General features: G+C 74.0%; 15 protein-coding genes and 1 tRNA gene. 10 read left to right on the forward strand and 6 right to left on the reverse strand.

Translation table 11 applies throughout. From position 1 onward, the window contains the following. The first annotated feature begins 49 nt into the window (after window positions 1-49). From ABZX67_RS03505 to ABZX67_RS03515, 3 genes are all read left to right on the forward strand, one after another. Complete coding sequence (locus tag ABZX67_RS03505) at window positions 50-1105, forward strand: hypothetical protein (protein ID WP_355353798.1); 1056 nt, start codon at window positions 50-52, stop codon at window positions 1103-1105. An 81-nt stretch (window positions 1106-1186) separates the two neighbouring features. After that, a tRNA-Ala gene (locus tag ABZX67_RS03510) sits at window positions 1187-1260 on the forward strand. Between the two features lie 121 nt (window positions 1261-1381). Then, the gene (locus ABZX67_RS03515; protein ID WP_355353801.1) at window positions 1382-1876 is read left to right on the forward strand and encodes an FBP domain-containing protein; all 495 of its coding nucleotides are present in this window, start codon (window positions 1382-1384) and stop codon (window positions 1874-1876) included. On the opposite strand, the gene ABZX67_RS03520 is transcribed toward ABZX67_RS03515, so the two are convergent. Next, window positions 1861-3510 carry an amidohydrolase gene (locus ABZX67_RS03520; protein ID WP_355353809.1) on the reverse strand — a complete coding sequence of 550 codons (1650 nt, stop codon included), beginning with the start codon at window positions 3508-3510 and terminating at the stop codon, window positions 1861-1863. The genes ABZX67_RS03515 and ABZX67_RS03520 overlap by 16 nt on opposite strands. 99 nt (window positions 3511-3609) lie before the next feature. Next, window positions 3610-4803 (reverse strand): FAD-dependent monooxygenase, encoded by a 1194-nt coding sequence (locus ABZX67_RS03525; protein ID WP_355353812.1) that lies wholly within the window; start codon window positions 4801-4803, stop codon window positions 3610-3612. Between the two features lie 71 nt (window positions 4804-4874). On the opposite strand from ABZX67_RS03525, the gene ABZX67_RS03530 reads away from it, so the two are divergent. After that, a complete protein-coding gene (locus ABZX67_RS03530; protein WP_355353815.1) occupies window positions 4875-5450 on the forward strand; it encodes a TetR family transcriptional regulator C-terminal domain-containing protein in 576 nt (191 codons plus the stop codon). A 50-nt stretch (window positions 5451-5500) separates the two neighbouring features. Here ABZX67_RS03530 and ABZX67_RS03535 read toward each other — a convergent pair whose 3' ends face one another. Both ABZX67_RS03535 and ABZX67_RS03540 read right to left on the reverse strand, forming a co-directional pair. Continuing rightward, window positions 5501-6469: a peptidase gene (locus tag ABZX67_RS03535; RefSeq protein ID WP_355353818.1), complete on the reverse strand. Its 969-nt coding sequence runs from the start codon at window positions 6467-6469 to the stop codon at window positions 5501-5503. Between the two features lie 156 nt (window positions 6470-6625). Beyond that, window positions 6626-7105 (reverse strand): GNAT family N-acetyltransferase, encoded by a 480-nt coding sequence (locus ABZX67_RS03540; RefSeq protein ID WP_355353821.1) that lies wholly within the window; start codon window positions 7103-7105, stop codon window positions 6626-6628. A gap of 51 nt (window positions 7106-7156) precedes the next feature. Between ABZX67_RS03540 and ABZX67_RS03545 the strand changes: the two genes are divergently transcribed. Beyond that, entirely contained in the window at window positions 7157-7975 is an 819-nt protein-coding gene (locus tag ABZX67_RS03545) for an exodeoxyribonuclease III (RefSeq protein ID WP_355353824.1), read from the forward strand. An 84-nt stretch (window positions 7976-8059) separates the two neighbouring features. Continuing rightward, a complete protein-coding gene (locus tag ABZX67_RS03550) occupies window positions 8060-9094 on the forward strand; it encodes a DUF6528 family protein (protein WP_355353827.1) in 1035 nt (344 codons plus the stop codon). Here ABZX67_RS03550 and ABZX67_RS03555 read toward each other — a convergent pair. Beyond that, the gene (locus ABZX67_RS03555; RefSeq protein ID WP_355354117.1) at window positions 9084-9740 is read right to left on the reverse strand and encodes a MerR family transcriptional regulator; all 657 of its coding nucleotides are present in this window, start codon (window positions 9738-9740) and stop codon (window positions 9084-9086) included. The two genes, ABZX67_RS03550 and ABZX67_RS03555, sit on opposite strands and share 11 nt — an antisense overlap. 194 nt (window positions 9741-9934) lie before the next feature. Here ABZX67_RS03555 and ABZX67_RS03560 point away from each other — a divergent pair, with 194 nt between their 5' ends. From ABZX67_RS03560 to ABZX67_RS03575, 4 genes are all read left to right on the forward strand, one after another. Then, on the forward strand, window positions 9935-11443 hold the full coding sequence (locus ABZX67_RS03560; RefSeq protein WP_355353830.1) for an NAD(P)/FAD-dependent oxidoreductase: 1509 nt from the start codon (window positions 9935-9937) through the stop codon (window positions 11441-11443). Then, window positions 11440-12315 (forward strand): alpha/beta hydrolase, encoded by an 876-nt coding sequence (locus tag ABZX67_RS03565; protein WP_355353833.1) that lies wholly within the window; start codon window positions 11440-11442, stop codon window positions 12313-12315. The genes ABZX67_RS03560 and ABZX67_RS03565 overlap by 4 nt, the downstream gene beginning before the upstream one ends. Next, window positions 12312-13208, forward strand: coding sequence for an SDR family oxidoreductase (locus ABZX67_RS03570; protein WP_355353836.1), 897 nt, complete (start codon window positions 12312-12314; stop codon window positions 13206-13208). The genes ABZX67_RS03565 and ABZX67_RS03570 overlap by 4 nt, the downstream gene beginning before the upstream one ends. A gap of 98 nt (window positions 13209-13306) precedes the next feature. Further along, on the forward strand, window positions 13307-13501 hold the full coding sequence (locus tag ABZX67_RS03575; RefSeq protein WP_355353839.1) for a hypothetical protein: 195 nt from the start codon (window positions 13307-13309) through the stop codon (window positions 13499-13501). Between the two features lie 375 nt (window positions 13502-13876). On the opposite strand, the gene ABZX67_RS03580 is transcribed toward ABZX67_RS03575, so the two are convergent. Beyond that, complete coding sequence (locus tag ABZX67_RS03580) at window positions 13877-17152, reverse strand: S41 family peptidase (protein WP_355353842.1); 3276 nt, start codon at window positions 17150-17152, stop codon at window positions 13877-13879. Between the last annotated feature and the right edge of the window lie 69 nt (window positions 17153-17221).

Genomic DNA, 17221 nt, shown 5'->3' on the forward strand with positions numbered 1-17221 from the left:
CGGCCCAATTGGCCGATGGCCTGCTGCGAACCCCTCTACGGTGTGGGATGTGAGCAGCAGCGGCCTCATCTACGCAGTCATCGTCGGGGCCTGGGCCGCCTACTTGGTGCCGATGTGGCTCCGACGGCAGGACGAGCTGAACGAGGCCCGTCCGACGGAACGCTTCAGCACCGCCATCCGGCTCCTGTCCGGACGGGCGGGGATGGAGCGCCGATACGCCAAGGAGCTGGACCGGCGCACCGCCGGACAGGTGGGGCCCGAGGCCGACCCGGACGCCGAGACGGAGCATTTGAGCTCCGTCGACGTCCGGGCCTTCGCCGCGCCCCCGGCCCTGACGGAGGCGCGCCTGGAGGTCCCCGACGCGCCGCCCGCCAGGCCCCGCCCGGCGGGCCCGCGCGCGGCGGCCGCCGCCGCCGAACGGGCCCGCCGTTCCCGGGTCCTGGCCCGGCGCCGGCGTACCACCGTGGTCCTGTTCCTGGCGTTCACCCTCGGCGCGATCGTCGCGGCCGTCGGCGGCCTCGCCTTCCTGTGGGCCCCGGGCATCCCGGCGGTCCTGCTCAGCGCGTACATCGTGCACCTGCGCGCCCAGGAGCGCCACCGGTTCGTGTACGTCATGGACCGGCGCCGCGCCGAGGCCGCCGCACAGCGCCTGCGCGAGAGCCGCCGGCGCCCCCGGCCCGCCCCGGAGCAGCCCGCCGACCCGCAGTCGGCCGGTCCCGAGCCGGAGCCGGCGCCGACGGTGTCCCCGCAGGAGGCGGGCCGCCGCGCGCTGGTGGAGCAGACGGACCACGCGGAGTGGGTGGACCAGCAGCGCGACCGGGGCCCGGCGCGCGGCGACAGCTGGGACCCGGTCCCGGTGCCGCTCCCCACCTACGTCACCGCCCCGGTGGCGCCGCGCGCGACCGGCGGCGTGGACGTCACGGACCCGGAGACCTGGAGCGCCGCCCGCTCCTCGGTGGCCGAGCCGACCCCGCCCCCGCCCACCCGCCAGAACCCGAACCCGAGCGCCACCGCGCCCCCGCCCCGCCGCACCCGCGACCACGGCCGCACCCCGCTCTTCGACCAGTACGCGGACGAGGACCGCCCCCGCGCGGCCAATGAGTGACGCGGGTCTCCTCCGCCGCCACCGACGGGGAACGGATTTCCAAGCAGCCCGATCGGGATGCTAATGTTTCACACGTCGCAAGGGCCTGTGGCGCAGACTGGTAGCGCACCTCGTTCGCATCGAGGGGGTCAGGGGTTCAAATCCCCTCAGGTCCACGCACATCCAAGCCCCCGCCGGGAATCCCGGCGGGGGCTTCGCGTTGTGTGCGTACCGGCCCCCTGCCTAGGGGAATTAATCATTTGCCTAGTGGTCCTAGGCCGTTTACGGTCCTTCACCATGAAGGCAGTCAGTGACCGCACCATCCGTGCCTCGTTCGTCAATTGCTCGAAGGGCGAAGCCGCCCGCCTCCCCCTCCCGCGGGACCTCGCCGAGCGGCCGTGGGACGACCTCGACTTCCTCGGCTGGCGCGACCTCTCCGCGCCCGACCGGGCCTATATCGTCGCCGAGCGCGGCGAGAAGGTGGTCGGTGTCGCGCTGCGCCTCGCCTCCCGGCAGGCCGCCGGGCTGCGCCGCAGTCTGTGCTCGATCTGCCTGACCACCCACCCCCTCAGCGGTGTCTCGCTGATGACGGCCCGCAAGGCCGGGACGGCGGGCCGCGAGGGCAACTCGGTCGGGCTGTACGTGTGCACCGACCTCGACTGCTCCCTCTACGTACGCGGCAAGAAGCGCCCCGAGTCCGGCGCGCGCTTCGACGAGCGCCTCACCGTGGAGGAGCAGATCGAGCGGACCCGGGGCAAGCTCTCCGCCTTCCTGGATCAGCTGTACGCGTAGACGCGCGCCCCGCCGACGAAGGTCTGGAGGACCCGCGTCGCGGCGATCTCCTCCGGCGGCGCGGCGAACGGGTCGCGGTCCAGGACCACCAGGTCGGCGAGGTTGCCGGCGCGGATGACGCCGGTGTCGTCGAGGTGGTTCACGTACGCGCTGCCCGCGGTGTACGCGGTGAGGGCGGCGTCCAGGCCGATGCGCTGCTCCGGCAGGAACACCGGCGCGCCCGGACCGTCCTCCGGCAGGACGCGGTTGACCGCGACGTGCAGGGCCGCGAGCGGGTCCGGGCTGCTGACCGGCCAGTCGCTGCCCGCCGCCAGCCGCGCCCCGGCGCGCAGCAGGTCGCCGAAGGGATACTGCCAGGCGGCCCGCTCCGGGCCGAGGAACGGGATCGTGAGCTCGTCCATCTGCGGCTCGTGCGCGGCCCACAGCGCCTGGATGTTCGCGGTCGCGCCCAGCCGCGCGAAGCGCGGTACGTCGTCGGGGTGGACGACCTGGAGGTGCGCCAGGTGCGGCCGGGTGTCGGCGCCGCCGCCCGCCTCCCGCGCGGCCTCCACGGCGTCGAGCGCCTCGCGCACCGCACGGTCGCCCAGCGCGTGGAAGTGCGTCTGGAAGCCGTGCGCGTCCAGGGCGGTGACGTACTCGGCGAGCGCCTTCGGATCGATGAAGGAGATGCCGGAGTTGTCGGAGGCGCAGCCGCACGCGGTGAGGTAGGGGCCGAGCATCGCCGCCGTGTGGTTCTCGGCGATGCCGTCCTGCATGATCTTCACGGTCGTGGCGCGCAGCCTGCCGTGCGTCAACTCCTCGCGCCGCGCCAGCAGTTCCGGAAGCTGCTCCAGGCCGCGCGCCCGGTCCCACCACAGCGCCCCGACGACCCGGGCCGTGAGCTTCCCGGAGCGCGCGGCGGCCGCGTACGCCGGCGCCGGGTCGGCCATCCCCGCGTGGTCGCCGAGCAGCGCGTCCTGCCAGGCCGTCACGCCCAGCGAGTGCAGCAGCTCCTGCGCCCGCAGCAGGCCCGCGGCCAGCTCGTCGAGGGTCGGCGCCGGTACGAGGGCGGCGATGAGGGTCATCGCGCCCTCCTGGAGCATGCCGGTGGGGCGCCCGTCGGCGTCCCGCTCGATGCGGCCGTCGGCCGGGTCGGGGGTGTCGGCGGTGATCCCGGCGAGCTCCAGGGCACGGGAGTTGGCCCAGCCGCCGTGGTGGTCGCGGTTGACGAGGTACGCGGGCCGGTCGGGGACCAGCTCGTCCAGGAACCGGCGGTCCGGGGTGCCGCCGGGGAAGGCCTCCATCGACCAGCCGCCCCCGGTGATCCACTCCGCCTCCGGGTGCGCGTCCGCGTACTCCCGGATACGGCGGCGGTACGCCTCCGCCGTCGTGGCCCCGCTCAGGTCGCAGCGGCCCATCTCGACGCCGCCGCCCACCGGGTGGACGTGCGCGTCCTGGAAGCCCGGTATCAGCAACCGGCCGCGCAGGTCCACGACTTCGGTGCGCGGACCGATCAGCCCGTGGACCTCGGAGCCACCGACGGCGACGATGCGCCGACCGCGGACGGCCACGGCGCTCGCCCGGGGGCGCACGGGATCCACGGTGTGGACGGGGCCACCGGTGAAGACGAGGTCCGCGGTGCGGTGAGGGGCCATGGGCGTACTCCTGGTTCACGGAGGTGTCGTTCGTCGTTCAGTGTGCGGCGGGACACGGCGGTGTCCATGCGCAGGATGAACGTTTCGACCCCCGCACCCCTACGAGTTGGCCAACTCTGGCCGAAGCTCCGGGGGTGTCCAGGACGCGTGACGGAGGATCGTCCGAATCGTCGCGCCCGAAGGGGTGAGCCGCATCGCCGCGTTGCGGACGGCGACGGCGGCCGGGTGCGCGAGCTGCTGCCCCATCCGGCCCGCCCGGCGGGCGGCGAGCGCGACCGCCTGGCTGCGCGGGCGCCGCTCGGCGTCGTACCGGGCCAGCGCCGTACGGACGTCGGGCGCCTCGGCGGCCGCGGCGGCCAGGGTCACGGCGTCCTCCAGGGCCTGGCAGGCGCCCTGGCCGAGGTGCGGCGTCATGGCGTGGGCGGCGTCGCCGAGCAGCGCGACGCGCCCGACGGCGTACGTCGGCAGCGGCGTGGCCAGCTCGTTGATGTCGTGGTGCAGCACCGCGCCGGGCGCCGTCGCCGCCAGCAGTGCGGGGATCGGGTCGTGCCAGTCGGCGAACCGGCGGCGCAGGGCGTCGAGCGGATCGCGCGGGCGCACGCCCTTCGACGCGTTGAGCACCGCGTGCCACTCCGCGCGCCCGTCGGCGAAGAGGATGTGGCCGAACTCGGCTCCCCGCCCCCAGGTCAGCTGGAAGTCGGCGCCGCCCACGTCCACCGGGCGCTCGGTGATCGCCCGCAGCACCGTGGAGCCGCTGTACGCCGGGCCCGGCGCGTCGGGCAGCAGCCGCGCCCGGACGCGGCTGTTGATGCCGTCCGCCGCGACGACGAGGTCGGCGTCGTACGCCCGCCCGTCGGCGGTGCGCACGCGCGCGTGCGGCGCGTCCGGGTCGTCGTCGACGGCCGTCACCTCGGCGCCGTTGACCAGCGTGCCGGGCGGGAGCGGGGCGCGCAGCAGCCGGTGCAGGGTGGCGCGCGGGATGCCGAGGATCGGCGCGCCCAGGGCGCGTTCCAGGGCGTGGCCGTCCATCCGCGCGAGCACCCGGCCGCCCGGGGTGCGGGTGGCGCCGGTGAGCTGGCGGCGCGCCGCCGCACGGACGGCGGGCCCGGCGCCGAGCGCGTCCAGGGCGTGGATGCCGTTGGCGGCGAGGGAGATCCCGGCGCCCGCGTCGGCCAGGGCGTCCGGGGCGCGTTCGACGACGGTGACCCGCCAGCCGGTGCGCAGAAGCCCGAGGGCCGCCGCGAGGCCGCCGATCCCGCCGCCGATCACCACTGCTCGTCCAGGCCGCATCATTCCCCCTAGGGTCCTTCTACGGATGCTTCTACAGATGTAGAAGGAGGCTACTACGGGTGTAGAAAGGGGCCATGACCAGGGATCGCCGTACCGTCCTCGCCGACGCCGCCCTCTCCGTCCTCGCGGACGGCGGCATGCGGGCGCTCACGCACCGCGCCGTCGACGCCGCCGCGGGGCTGCCGACCGGCACGACCTCGGCGTACCTGCGGACCCGCAAGGCGCTGCTGACCGCCCTTGCCGTACGACTGGTCGAGCTTGACCAGACGGAGCTGGGGGAGGCCGCCGAAAGCGCGCCGCTGCGGCCGGAAGCGGACCCGGACGAACTGGCGGAAGCCCTGGCGCGGTTCAGCGAGGCGCGGCTGACGGGGGAGGGGCGGCGGCGGACGCTCGCCCGGTACGCGTGCACGGTGGAGAGCGTGTACCACCCGGAGCTGCGGGAGGTTCTCGTGCCGCGCGAGAACGCCGCGCGCGACGCCGTGCGGGCCGTCCTCGCCGCGCACGGGGTCGCGGACCCGGACGGGCGGACCGTCACGCTGCTGGCGTGCGTGGACGGGCTGGTCTTCGAGCGGCTGACCGGCCCCGCGGCGGATGCGGGCGGGCTGCGCGACGAGATCCGGGCGCTGGTGGACGCGGCTCTGCGGCCGTAGCCCGATCGGGCCCGGCGGGGGTGCCCCGCCGGGCCCGACCGGTGATCGGGTCAGGACACCTGCGCCTTGTCGTACAGCGCCTTCGCCACATCGCCGAAGTACGGGCCGAACATGCGGTTCGGCAGGAAGGTGTAGCCGAAGCTGTTCACCGAGACCTGCAGACCCGTGCCGGTCGACTCGCTGAAGCCGGTGAACCAGGGACCGCCGCTGGAGCCACCGGTCATGTTGCAGGCCAGGCTGTGGTCCTGCGAGAAGAGGAAGTCCTTGGAGGAGTTCCCGCTGCAGTGGATCAGCTTGGAGCCGTCGTACGGGGAGGCGGCCGGGAAGCCGAAGGCGTACATCGGCTTGTTGTAGCCGCCGTTGAACTGGATGCCCTGCGCGCCGGTGACGGCGGTGAGCTTCTGGCCGTTGAGGGGGGCCACGACCGCCGCGCCGATGTCGTGGTTGATGTCCTCGCTCGCCTCCCACTGCGGGGTGGTCAGCGTCTTGGTGGCGGTCCACTGGCCGTAGGGCGCCTGGCCGTTGTCGTACGCGGGCACGAAGACCCAGTTGGTGTGCCAGCTGCCCTGGTACTTCACGCAGTGGCCGGCCGTGATGACGGTGCTGGCGTTCTGGCTGGTGACGGCGTTGCCGGAGCAGGAGGCGGTACGGCCCTGGAAGGTGAAGAACACCCGCCCGGACGTCTTGACCACCGCCCCGCCGCCGGTCCAGGGCCCGCCCGCCTGCGGGAAGGCGGTGGGCGCGACGGTGGTGGTCTCCTTGCCCGGCTGCGGCGCCTTGAGCTTCTTCAGCGCCCGCGGGGTGAGCTCCAGGTCCAGCGGGGTGGCCGCGCGCATGCGCTCGGCGGTCCAGAAGGCGCGGGCGCCCTGCTGCTCGGCGGCCGTGACGGTCTTGGACGCCGGGGCGGGGGCGGGGGAGGGCGCCGGTCCGGCCGCGGTGGCGGCCGTCGTGGACAGGGCGCTCGTGACGAGGGCTCCGACGGTCAGCAGGATGCCCGTGGCGGTGCGGTGGCGTCTCACGCATGTCTCCTTCTGCCGTGCCCGGGCGCGGTCGCGCGGCCCGGGCAGGGTGGGGGAACGAAGAGCGGTGCGGATCAGCGGTGCGTGCCGTGCGTGAGGCAGGGTCCCACGGGCGGGGGCCGGTTGTCAGGAGCGCGTCAGCAACTGCTTCGGCGGCTACGTCAGCGGCTTCGCGAAGCAGCGGCTGTTCGGGTACTCGCGGTAGTAGCCGAACTTGGCGCACGGCTCGTACCCGCTCGACGTGTACAGCCCGATCGCCTCCGGCTGCATGTCCCCGGTCTCCAGCACCATCCGGGTCCGCCCGGCGGCGCGCGCGTCCTCCTCCAGGGCGGCGAGGATGCGGCGGGCCAGGCCCAGGCCGCGCGCCTCGGGGATCACGTACATGCGCTTCAGCTCGGCGTCCCCGTCGGCGTACCCCTCGTCGTTCTCGTCCTGCGTACGCCAGCCGCCGGTCGCGACCGGGCGGTCCCGCTCGTCGTACGCGAGCAGGTACAGACCGTGCGGCGGGCGGAACATCGAGGGGTCGAGCGGTGTGAGATCGCCCTCGTCGCCGTACCGCTCGGCGTATTCGAGCTGGACGGCATCGTTGAGTTTGACGGCGTCGGGGTGGTCGAAGGGGACCGGGCGGATAAGCATACGGGGGATGGTACATGTATGCGGCTATCCGTGGTCGGTTATCGTGCCGGGATGCTCACTGTGACGTCCGCCAATGTCAATGGCCTGCGCGCCGCCGCGAAGAAGGGCTTCGTGGAATGGCTGGCCGGGACCGCCGCCGACGTGCTCTGCCTCCAGGAGGTGCGCGCCGAGGAGTCCCAGCTCCCCGAGGCGGTCCGCACGCCCGACGGCTGGTTCGCGGCGCACGCCCCGGCCGCCGCCAAGGGCCGCGCGGGCGTCTCCCTCTACACGCGGCGCGAGCCGGACGCGGTGCGCGTGGGCTTCGGCTCGTCCGAGTTCGACGGCAGCGGCCGCTACCTGGAGGCCGACCTGCCGGGCGTCACGGTCGCCAGCCTCTACCTCCCCTCCGGGGAGGTCGGTACGGAGCGGCAGGACGAGAAGGTCCGCTTCATGGACGCCTTCCTCCCGTACCTCAAGGAGCTGAGGGAGCGGGCGGCGTCCGAGGGACGCGAGGTGCTGGTCTGCGGCGACTGGAACATCGCCCACCAGGAGGCCGACCTCAAGAACTGGAAGGCCAACCGCAAGAGCTCCGGCTTCCTCCCCGAGGAGCGCGCCTGGCTCTCGCGCGTCCTCGCCGAGGGTGACGGCGGCTACGTCGACGTGGTCCGCGCCCTCCACCCCGACCAGGCGGGCCCGTACTCGTGGTGGTCCTACCGCGGCCGCGCCTTCGACAACGACGCGGGCTGGCGCATCGACTACCACGTGGCCACCCCGGGCCTGGCCGCCCGCGCCGTCAAGGCCTGGGTGGAGCGCGCCGCCTCCCATGGCGAGCGCTGGAGCGACCACGCGCCGGTGACGGCGGTGTACGAGCTGTCGTCCGGAAACCGGTAGTTCCCGGTTCCGGAAGTGATGATCTGTCAGAGCAGGTGTGGGGAGCATCACTTCGCGGGAATGCTTCTGGCACGCTGAGCTCTCGTGCGCATCGCCACCGTACGAACGCTCAGGTCCGCCCTGCTCGCCGCGGTCACGCTCGCGCTGCCGCTGACCGCCCCCGTACCGACGTCGGCCTCCGTCCCGGTTCCCGCTTCCGAGATCCCCGCCGGGACGCCCGACGTCCTCCTCACCGATCAGGCGTCCAAACGGGTCCTGCTGCTCGACGGCGCGCGCCGCGCCTGGGACCCGGCCGCCGATCCCTCCGCCGTGCGGTGGGAGTTCTCGCCGCTCGGTGATCCCCGGTACTCCGACCTGGAGCCGGGCCTCAGCTGGGTCCACCCCAGCGAGGCCAAGGTCCGCACCTGGCAGGGGAGGACGTACGTCCTCACCGTCGCCTCGTACGGCTTCGCCGCCGTCGTGGAGTACCCGTCGGGGCGGCGCCACTGGGGCGGCACCCTCGCGCCCGGCACCACGCGCGTCAACCCGCACAGCATCGAGCTCCTGCCCAACGGCAACGTGGCCGTCGCGGGCAGCACCGGCGATGTCGTACGCCTCTACGCGGCCTCCCAGGGGCCGGCGGACGTGCCGTTCGCGTCGTACGCCCTGGAAGACGCGCACGGCCTCCAGTGGGACGGCGCGCGGCGGGTGCTGTGGGCGCTGGGCGGCGAGCGGCTCGTGGCGCTGAGGGTCGGCGGCACGGCGGCGAGGCCGGTGCTGATGAAGGCCTTCGAGGTGCCGCTGCCGACGCCGCACGGGCACGACCTCGGGCAGGTCGCCGGGCGGCCGGACCGGCTGTGGGTGAGCAGCGGGTCGGCCGTGTACCAGTACGTGAAGAGCGCCCGCGCCTTCACGCAGGACTTCACGGGCGCGGCGGACATCAGCCGCGCCCGGGTCAAGGCGGTCGGCAACGACCCGGTGACCGGCCAGGTGGTCTCCACCGTGCCGGAGAGCGGGCTGGGGGAGACCTGGTGGACCCGGAAGGTGGCGGTGCACCGGCCGGCCGGGACGTACGAGCTCGCCAACGGCGGGATCTACAAGGCGCGCTGGTGGCTGCCGATGCCGGTGTCTACGAGCTGAGGCCGCGCAGGCGGCGGTCCAGCGCCATGGACACCTCCGCCTCCACCACGCTCTTCGCCAGCGGGCGCAGCCGTACGGCGTCGGCCTCGCCGCCCGCGTGCGCGCGCAGCAGGTCGGCGAAGAGCCCGGCGAGCGCGTCGGCGTGTTCGCGGACGCGGGCGGCGGCGGCCAGGACGGCGGAGAGCGGGATGCCCTCCTTGACCAGGGCGGCCGAGACCTCCAGCAGGCGGCGGCTGACGTGGACGATCTCCTCGCCGTCGGTGGCGAGGTAGCCGAGGTCCAGGGCGGCCGCGAAGTTCTCCGGGGTGACCTGGTCTCCGAAGTGGTCGGCGAGCTGCTCCGGGGTGAGCCGGACCGGCTCCTCCTCGGTCGGTTCGCCGAGGCCCAGCACCTGGCCGACGTCGCGGCCGCTCTCGAAGGCGGCGGCGAGGTCGGCGATGCCGTTCAGGGTGTGGCCGCGCTCCAGGAGGGCGGCGATCGTCCGCAGCCGGGCCAGGTGGTGGGGGCCGTACCAGGCGATGCGGCCCGCGCGGCGGGGCGGCGGGATCAGGCCGCGCTCGCGGTAGAAGCGCAGGGTGCGCACGGTGATGCCGGCCGCGGCGGCCAGCTCCTCGACGCGGTACTCGCGCGGCGCCGTCTCCGTGATCGTCTCCGCGGCCGTCTCCTGCACCGCCGCGCCCCCGGTGGTCGTCCCCTCGTCTGCCACAGCCGCAACCCTATGTCGTACCGCCGGTAACTTTTCCGCGCGAGACCCCTACCGCTCGGTAAGGAGCTGCTCTACCCTCCCAACCGTGCCAGCGATTGCTGGCAAAGTCATGCGGACGGGTATGCGGAGGCGGCATGGGCCAGCACGAGCACGTACGAGTGGCGGTGATCGGATCGGGATTCGGCGGCCTCGGGGCCGCCGTCCGGCTGCGCCGCGAGGGGATCACCGACTTCGTCGTCCTGGAGCGCGCCGACTCCGTGGGCGGCACCTGGCGCGACAACAGCTACCCGGGGTGCGCGTGCGACGTGCCGTCCCACCTGTACTCCTTCTCCTTCGCGCCCAACCCCGACTGGCCGCGCACCTTCTCCGGCCAGCGGCACATCCGCGCCTACCTGGAGCACGTCACCGACACCTTCGGGCTGCGGCCCCACCTCCGCTTCCGCCACGAAGTCACGATGATGACGTGGGACAACGACGCGCTGCGCTGGCGGATCGAGACCACGCGGGGCACCCTCACCGCCGACGTCGTCGTCTCCGCGACCGGGCCGCTGTCCGACCCGAAGATCCCCGACATCCCCGGGCTCGCCTCCTTCGAGGAGTCCGGCGGCCGGGTCTTCCACTCCGCCCGCTGGGACCACGACTACGACCTGGCGGGCAAGCGCGTCGCCGTCATCGGCACCGGCGCGTCCGCCATCCAGATCGTGCCGTCCATCCAGCCCGAGGTCGGCCGGCTCACCCTCTTCCAGCGCACCCCGGCGTGGGTCATGCCCCGCATGGACCGCCCCATCACCGGCGCCGAGCGGTGGCTGCACCGGCAGCTGCCCTTCACCGGCAAGGCGCGGCGCGGACTGCTCTGGGGCATTCGGGAGTTGCAGGTCAGCGCCTTCACCAAGCGGCCCGCCGAGCTCGGACTCGTCGAGTCCATCGCCAAGGCCAACATGGCCAGGGCCATCAAGGACCCGGCGCTGCGGGCCAAGCTGACGCCGTCGTACCGCATCGGCTGCAAGCGGATCCTGCTGTCCAGCGACTACTACCCGGCCCTCGCCCGGCCCAACGTGGACGTCGTCGCCTCCGGCCTCGCCGAGGTGCGGGGGCGCACGCTCGTCGCCGCCGACGGCACCGAGGCCGAGGTCGACGCCGTCATCTTCTCCACCGGCTTCCACGTGACCGACATGCCCATCGCCGAGCGGGTCGTGGGCGCGGACGGGATCACTCTCGCCGAGGCGTGGAAGGACGGCATGGAGGCGCTGCGCGGCGCGACCGCCGCCGGATTCCCCAACTGGATGACCATCATCGGCCCCAACACCGGGCTCGGGAACTCCTCCATGATCCTCATGATCGAGTCCCAGCTGAACTACATGGCCGACTACCTGCGCCAACTCGACGTGCTGGACCGCCCGGGCGGCCGCGCCGCCCTCGCCGCCCGGCCGTCCGCCGTCGCCGCCTGGAACCGACGCGTACAGACCCGCATGGAGCGCACCGTGTGGAAGTCCGGCGGCTGCGACAGCTGGTACCTCGACGCCAACGGCCGCAACACCACGCTGTGGCCCGGCACCACGAGCGAGTTCCGGCGCGCGACGCGCTCCGTCGACCTGAGCGAGTACGAAGTCGTCCGGCTGCAGGAAGGGGCTGCTGCCCGATGAACGTGATCAACACGAACTCCGCGGACGGCTCCCCCCTCCACGTCGAGGTGTACGGCGCCGACGGCGCGCCCGCGGTCGTGCTGGCGCACGGCTGGACCTGCTCGACGGAGTTCTGGGCGGCGCAGATACGCGACCTCGCCGCCGACCACCGCGTCATCGTCTACGACCAGCGCGGGCACGGCCGTACGCCGGCGGTGGGGCGCGACGGGTACTCCACCGACGCCCTCGCCGAGGACCTGGAAGCCGTCCTCGCCGTCACCCTCGCGCCCGGCGAGAAGGCCGTGCTGGCCGGGCACTCCATGGGCGGCATGACCCTCATGGCGGCCGCCGCCCGGCCCGGCGTACGCGAACGCGCCGCCGCCGTCCTGCTGTGCAGCACTGGCGCCTCGCGCCTGGTCGCCGAGTCGCTGGTGCTGCCGCTGCGCGCCGGAAGGCTGCGCACCCGGCTCACCCGTGCCGTCCTGGGTGCGCGGGCGCCCCTCGGGCCGGTCACGCCGGTGTCGAAGGCGCTCCTCAAGTACGGGACCATGGGCCCCGGCTCCGCGCCGGCCGCCGTCGCCGAGTGCGCCCGTATCGTGCACGCCTGCCCGCGCGCGGTCCGGGTCGCCTGGTCGCGCGTCCTCGCCGAGCTCGACCTGGAGGCGGGCGTACGGGAGTTGACGGCGCCGACCGCCGTGATCGTCGGTGCCGCCGACCGGCTCACCCCGCCGGTGCACGCGCGGGCGATCGCCGCCGCGCTGCCGAACTGCGTCGGCGTCGACGAACTCGTGGGCGTCGGGCACATGACGCCGGTGGAGGCGCCGGAGGCCGTCACGGCCCGCATCCGCGCGCTGGTGACGACGTACCTGACGCAGAAGGAGGAAGCGGCATGAGCAAGGTGAGCCTCGACGGCCAGGTCGCCGTCGTCACGGGCGGCGCGCGCGGCGTCGGTGAGCTGCTGGCCCGCAAACTCTCCGCGCGCGGCGCGCGGATCGCGCTCCTCGGCCTGGAGCCCGAGCAGCTCAAGCAGGTCTCCGGGCGGCTGCACACCGAGAGCGACTGGTGGCACGTCGACGTCACCGACCACGAGGCGATGGCCCGGGTGGCGGGCGAGGTGAAGGAGCGCTTCGGCAAGGTGGACATCGTCGTCGCCAACGCGGGCGTCGCGGCCGGCGGCCCCTTCACCGCGTCCGACCCCGACGCGTGGCGGCGCGTCATCGAGGTCAACCTCATCGGCGGCGCCGTCACCGCCCGCGCCTTCCTGCCCGTCCTGCTCGAAAGCCGCGGCTACCTCCTCCAGATCGCCTCGCTCGCCGCCATCACCCCGGCGCCCATGATGACCGCGTACTGCGCCTCCAAGTCCGGCGTGGAGGCCTTTGCGCACAGCCTGCGCGCGGAAGTCGGGTACCGGGGCGTCCGCGTGGGCGTCGGCTACCTGTCGTGGACCGACACCGACATGGTCCGGGGCGCCGACCAGGACGACGTCATGCGCGAGCTGCGGCAGCGGCTGCCGTGGCCGTCGAACCGCACGTACCCCCTCGGCCCGGCCGTCGACCGGATCGTCGCCGGCATCGAGCGGCGCTCGGCCCACGTGTACGCGCAGTGGTGGCTGCGCGGCATGCAGTCCGTACGCGGCTACCTCCCCGGCCTCATCGCCACCGTCGGGCAGCGCGAGATGCGGCGCTTCGAGCCGCGCCTCGGGAACGTGCCGACGGGGCTGGTGGGAGCGGGGGGAGAGGCCGACGAAAAGGCGCGCACGGAGCGTGACGGAACCGTCACCGCTTGATCGAAATGCGCAGTATGTCGCGCCGTGCCACGCTGGTCGAGGCCGGGGGCCGAACGGCCCCCGCACCCCCCACACCACCACTTTCAGGAGTGACCTCGATGGGCATCTCGGACCAGTTCAAGGACAAGTCGCAGGAGCTCAAGGAGCAGGCCAAGCAGCGTGCGCAGGACGCGAAGCGCGAGGCGCAGCAGCGTACGCAGAAGGGCCGCCAGCAGCGTGACGAGCGTCGACCGGGCGTCGACGAGGACGCGCGGGCGGCGCAGGAGCGGGCGGACCGGAGCTACGACGTCTGAAGCGACGTGACGTGACGCGCGGTTGAAGCAGGGGCGCACCCGGGACGCCGGGTGCGCCCTTCGCGTTGCGCGCGTGCGCGCCGCTGCGCGCCGCTGCCCGGTGCTTGCTGCCCGGTGGGCACTGGGCGGGTGCCGGGGGCTCCGGTGGGGGGTGGCCGGACTCTCGTTCACCGCGCTTCGCGCGCGTTCAGTCGTTTTACGTCCGGCCACCCCCCACGCTCCGCCCCCGGCCCTCTCACGGAGTCGGGACCGATCCACCGTGGGTGCATCCGCCCCCCGGTGGGCGCCTTAGGGGCGGCGCGAAGCTGCCGCCAGTGGGGTCTGGGGGCGCAGCCTCCAGTTACGGGGAGGGGCGGGGTGGGGGAAAGCCTCCGCTCACCCGGAACGCGGCGGCAGCGGCGGCCGCTTCAGGGACGGGACCTGGGAGTAGTCCGGGGGCCGGGACGCCGGGTGGGAGTCCAGGAGTTGGAGCGCCACCTCGACCGCGTCGGAGAGCTGGCGGTGGCGGCCCTCCGCCCAGTCCAGCGGGGTCCGCAGGATCTCGATGTCCGGCGCCACCCCGTGGTTCTCCACGGACCACCCGTACTCGTCGAACCACGCCGCGTTCATCGGCACCGTGATCACCGTGCCGTCCCCCAGCCGGTGACGCCCCGTCATCCCGACGACCCCGCCCCACGTGCGCTGCCCCACCACGGGCCCGAGCTTCAGCAGCTTGAAGGCCGCCGTGATCATGTCGCCGTCGGAGGCCGTGGCCTCGTCGGCGAGCGCGACGATCGGGCCGCGCGGGGCGTTGGAGGCGTACGAGACGGGCTGGGCGCCGCGCGTGAGGTCCCAGCCGAGGATCTTGCGGGTGAGGGACTCGACGACGAGCTCGCTGATGTGGCCGCCCGCGTTGCCGCGTACGTCCACGATGAGGGCCGGCCGCGCCACCTCCAGCCGCAGGTCGCGGTTGAACTGGGCCCAGCCCGAGCCGCCCATGTCCGGGATGTGGAGGTACCCGCACTTGCCGCCGCTCAGCTCGCGGACCACCTCGCGGCGCTTGGCGACCCAGTCCTGGTACCGCAGCGGCCGCTCGTCGACGAGCGGGACGACGGCGACGCGCCGCGAGCGGCCCTCGCCGCCCGCGGGCTGGAAGGTCAGCTCGACGGTGGTGCCGCCGGCCGCCGCGAGGAGCGGGTAGGGGCCGGCGACGGGGTCCACGGGCCGGCCGTCGACGTGGGTGAGGACGGCGCCCTCGCGGATGCCCGTACCGGCGAGCGGGGAGCGGGCCTTGGAGTCGGACGACTCGCCGGGGAGGATGCGCTTGACGGTCCACTGGCCGTCGCGGCACACGAAGTTGGCGCCCAGCAGGCCCTGCGCCCGCTGGTAGTGCGGCGGCCCTTCGTTGCGGCGGGCGGCGGTGACGTACGCGTGCGAGGTGCCGAGTTCGCCGAGGACCTCGCGCAGGAGGTCGGCGAACTCGTCGGGTGTCGCGACGCGTTCGACGAGGGGCCGGTACTGGTCGAGGATCCCGGCCCAGTCGATGCCGCTCATCCCCGGGTCCCAGAAGTACGCGCGGATGATCCGCCCCGCCTCCGCGTACGCCTGCCGCCACTCCGCGCCCGGGTCCACCTCGTGCTGGATGCGGCGCGCGTCGACGTACACCGTGGTGTCGCTGTCGCCGACCTCGGTCGCCGGGACCGCCCGCAGTTCGCCCTCGTCGACCACGACGAGGCGCGTGCCGTCGCCGCTGAGGGCGAACCAGTCGAGGTTGCCGACGAGTTCGGTCTTGCGGGCCTTGGTGAGATTGAAGTGTTCGAGCGTGGGCCGCCCGGAGGTGTCCGCCGGGTTCACGAACGTCTCGCCCAGCGCGCCCGAGATGGGCCAGCGCAGCCACACCAGGCCGCCGCCGCTGACCGGCGCCAGCGAGGAGTACTTGGACGCGGCGACCGGGAACGGCGTCACCCGGTTCGCCAGGCCCTCGAACTCGACCACCACCGTCCCGTCGCCCTCCTGCTCCTCGGAGAGGTCCAGCCCGCCCGCCGCGGGCCGCCCCTCGGGCGACAGCGCGAAGGGCGAGGGCGTGGTGGAGGAGAGGGGCACGAGGTAGGGGCGGCAGCCGAGGGGGAAGGACAGGTCGCCGGTGTGGACGTCGTACACCGGGTCGAAGCCCCGCCAGGAGAGGAAGGCGAGGTAGCGGCCGTCGCGGGTGAAGACGGGGCTCTCGTCCTCGAAGCGGCCGTTGGTGACGTCGACGATCGTCCGGTCCTTGATCCGCGCGATCTTGATCTGCCGCAGGGACCGGCCGATCCCCGGGTGCGACCAGGTGAGCCACGCGCCGTCCGGTGAGAAGGCGAGGTCCCGGACGGGGCCGTTGATGGAGCGGGTCAGCTCGGTGAGCCCCTGCGGTTCGCTCTCCGCTTCCGGTTCGGCTTCCGGTTCCGACACGTCGAGCAGCAGCAGCCGCCCGTCGTGGGACGCGATCGCCAGCCGCGCCCCGTCCGCGTCGGCGGTCATCTCCCGTACGTGCCCGAGCTCGCCGGCCGCGAGGCGCCGCCGTTCCCCGGCGCCGCTGGCCCGGGGCAGGTAGGCGATCTCGATGGCCTCCTCGCCCTCCGCGTCCGTGACGTACGCGATGCGCCCGCTGCTGCCGAGCATCTCCGGGAGCCGTACGCGGACGCCCGGGGTGTCCACGATCGTGCGGGCGGGCCCGTCCCGGTGTGTCAGCCAGTACAGGCTGCCCCGTACGGACACGGCGCTCGCCCGCCCGGTCTCGTCCACCGCCACCCCGTCCACGTGGCTCGCGGCGGGCACCTGGTAGCGGCGCCGCCCGGTGCGCGGGCCGCCGAGCCGGACGGCGAGCTTGCGCGGCTGGGAGTCGGGGGTCAGGGCGTCGACGATCCACAGGTCCCCCGCGCACTGGTAGACCACGCGCCGCCCGTCGGAGGAGGCGTGCCGGGCGTAGAAGGCGTCGTGGTCGGTGTGCCGGCGCAGGTCGGTGCCGTCGGGCAGGCAGGAGTAGAGGTTGCCGACGCCCTCGTGGTCGGAGAGGAACGCGATGCGGCCGTCCACGAACATCGCGCAGTCCAGGTGGCCGCCGAGGTCCGGCAGCAGCCGCTCCCCGTGCAGCCAGAGCCGTCCGGTCGCCCCGCCCCGGTACCGCTTCCAGGCGGCCGGCTCGTGCGGCGGCTTGCCGGTCAGCAGCAGCGTCAGGTGCCGCCCGTCGACGTCGGCGACGGCGATGTCGGACACCGGGCCCCAGGGCAGGCGCTTGCCGGGCGAGCCGTCCGTGGAGACCTTGTACGCCCACGAGAAGTGCGAGAACGGCTGCCCGTGCGAGGCCACTGCCAGGATGTCGCCCTCCGGGGTCCAGCCGCACACCCGCGTGTCGAGCGACCCCCAGTAACTCAGCCGCCGCGCGGGCCCGCCCTCGACCGGCGCCAGGTGGATCTCGGGGTCGAGGCTGCGCCAGCTCGTGTAGGCGATGTGCCGCCCGTCGGGCGAGAAGCGCGGGTGTCCGACTCTGGTCCGGTCGACGGTCAGCCGCCAGGCGCGGCCGGGCGCCTCGCCCTCGGCGGCGAGCGGGGCGACCCACACGTCGTCCTCGGCCGCGAAGCACAGCAGGTCCTGGTGGAGGTGGGGATACCGGAGGTACGCGCCGTCGCTGCTCACACAGCCATGCTTTCGGCGCGGCCCGGCGCTGGCAACTCGGCCGACGCGCGCCTTCGTTCCGTGATGCCG

The sequence above is a fragment of the Streptomyces sp. NPDC003036 genome (genome assembly GCF_040611175.1).
Classification (GTDB): Bacteria; Actinomycetota; Actinomycetes; order Streptomycetales; family Streptomycetaceae; genus Streptomyces.

Coding starts and splice junctions, on each gene's coding strand:
- ABZX67_RS03575 (WP_355353839.1), top strand. CDS start 13,307: ATGGGCATCTCGGACCAGTTCAAGGACAAGTCGCAGGAGCTCAAGGAG.
- ABZX67_RS03545 (WP_355353824.1), top strand. CDS start 7,157: ATGCTCACTGTGACGTCCGCCAATGTCAATGGCCTGCGCGCCGCCGCG.
- ABZX67_RS03520 (WP_355353809.1), bottom strand. CDS start 3,510: ATGGCCCCTCACCGCACCGCGGACCTCGTCTTCACCGGTGGCCCCGTC.
- ABZX67_RS03560 (WP_355353830.1), top strand. CDS start 9,935: ATGGGCCAGCACGAGCACGTACGAGTGGCGGTGATCGGATCGGGATTC.
- ABZX67_RS03570 (WP_355353836.1), top strand. CDS start 12,312: ATGAGCAAGGTGAGCCTCGACGGCCAGGTCGCCGTCGTCACGGGCGGC.
- ABZX67_RS03530 (WP_355353815.1), top strand. CDS start 4,875: ATGACCAGGGATCGCCGTACCGTCCTCGCCGACGCCGCCCTCTCCGTC.
- ABZX67_RS03515 (WP_355353801.1), top strand. CDS start 1,382: ATGAAGGCAGTCAGTGACCGCACCATCCGTGCCTCGTTCGTCAATTGC.
- ABZX67_RS03540 (WP_355353821.1), bottom strand. CDS start 7,105: ATGCTTATCCGCCCGGTCCCCTTCGACCACCCCGACGCCGTCAAACTC.
- ABZX67_RS03565 (WP_355353833.1), top strand. CDS start 11,440: ATGAACGTGATCAACACGAACTCCGCGGACGGCTCCCCCCTCCACGTC.
- ABZX67_RS03525 (WP_355353812.1), bottom strand. CDS start 4,803: ATGATGCGGCCTGGACGAGCAGTGGTGATCGGCGGCGGGATCGGCGGC.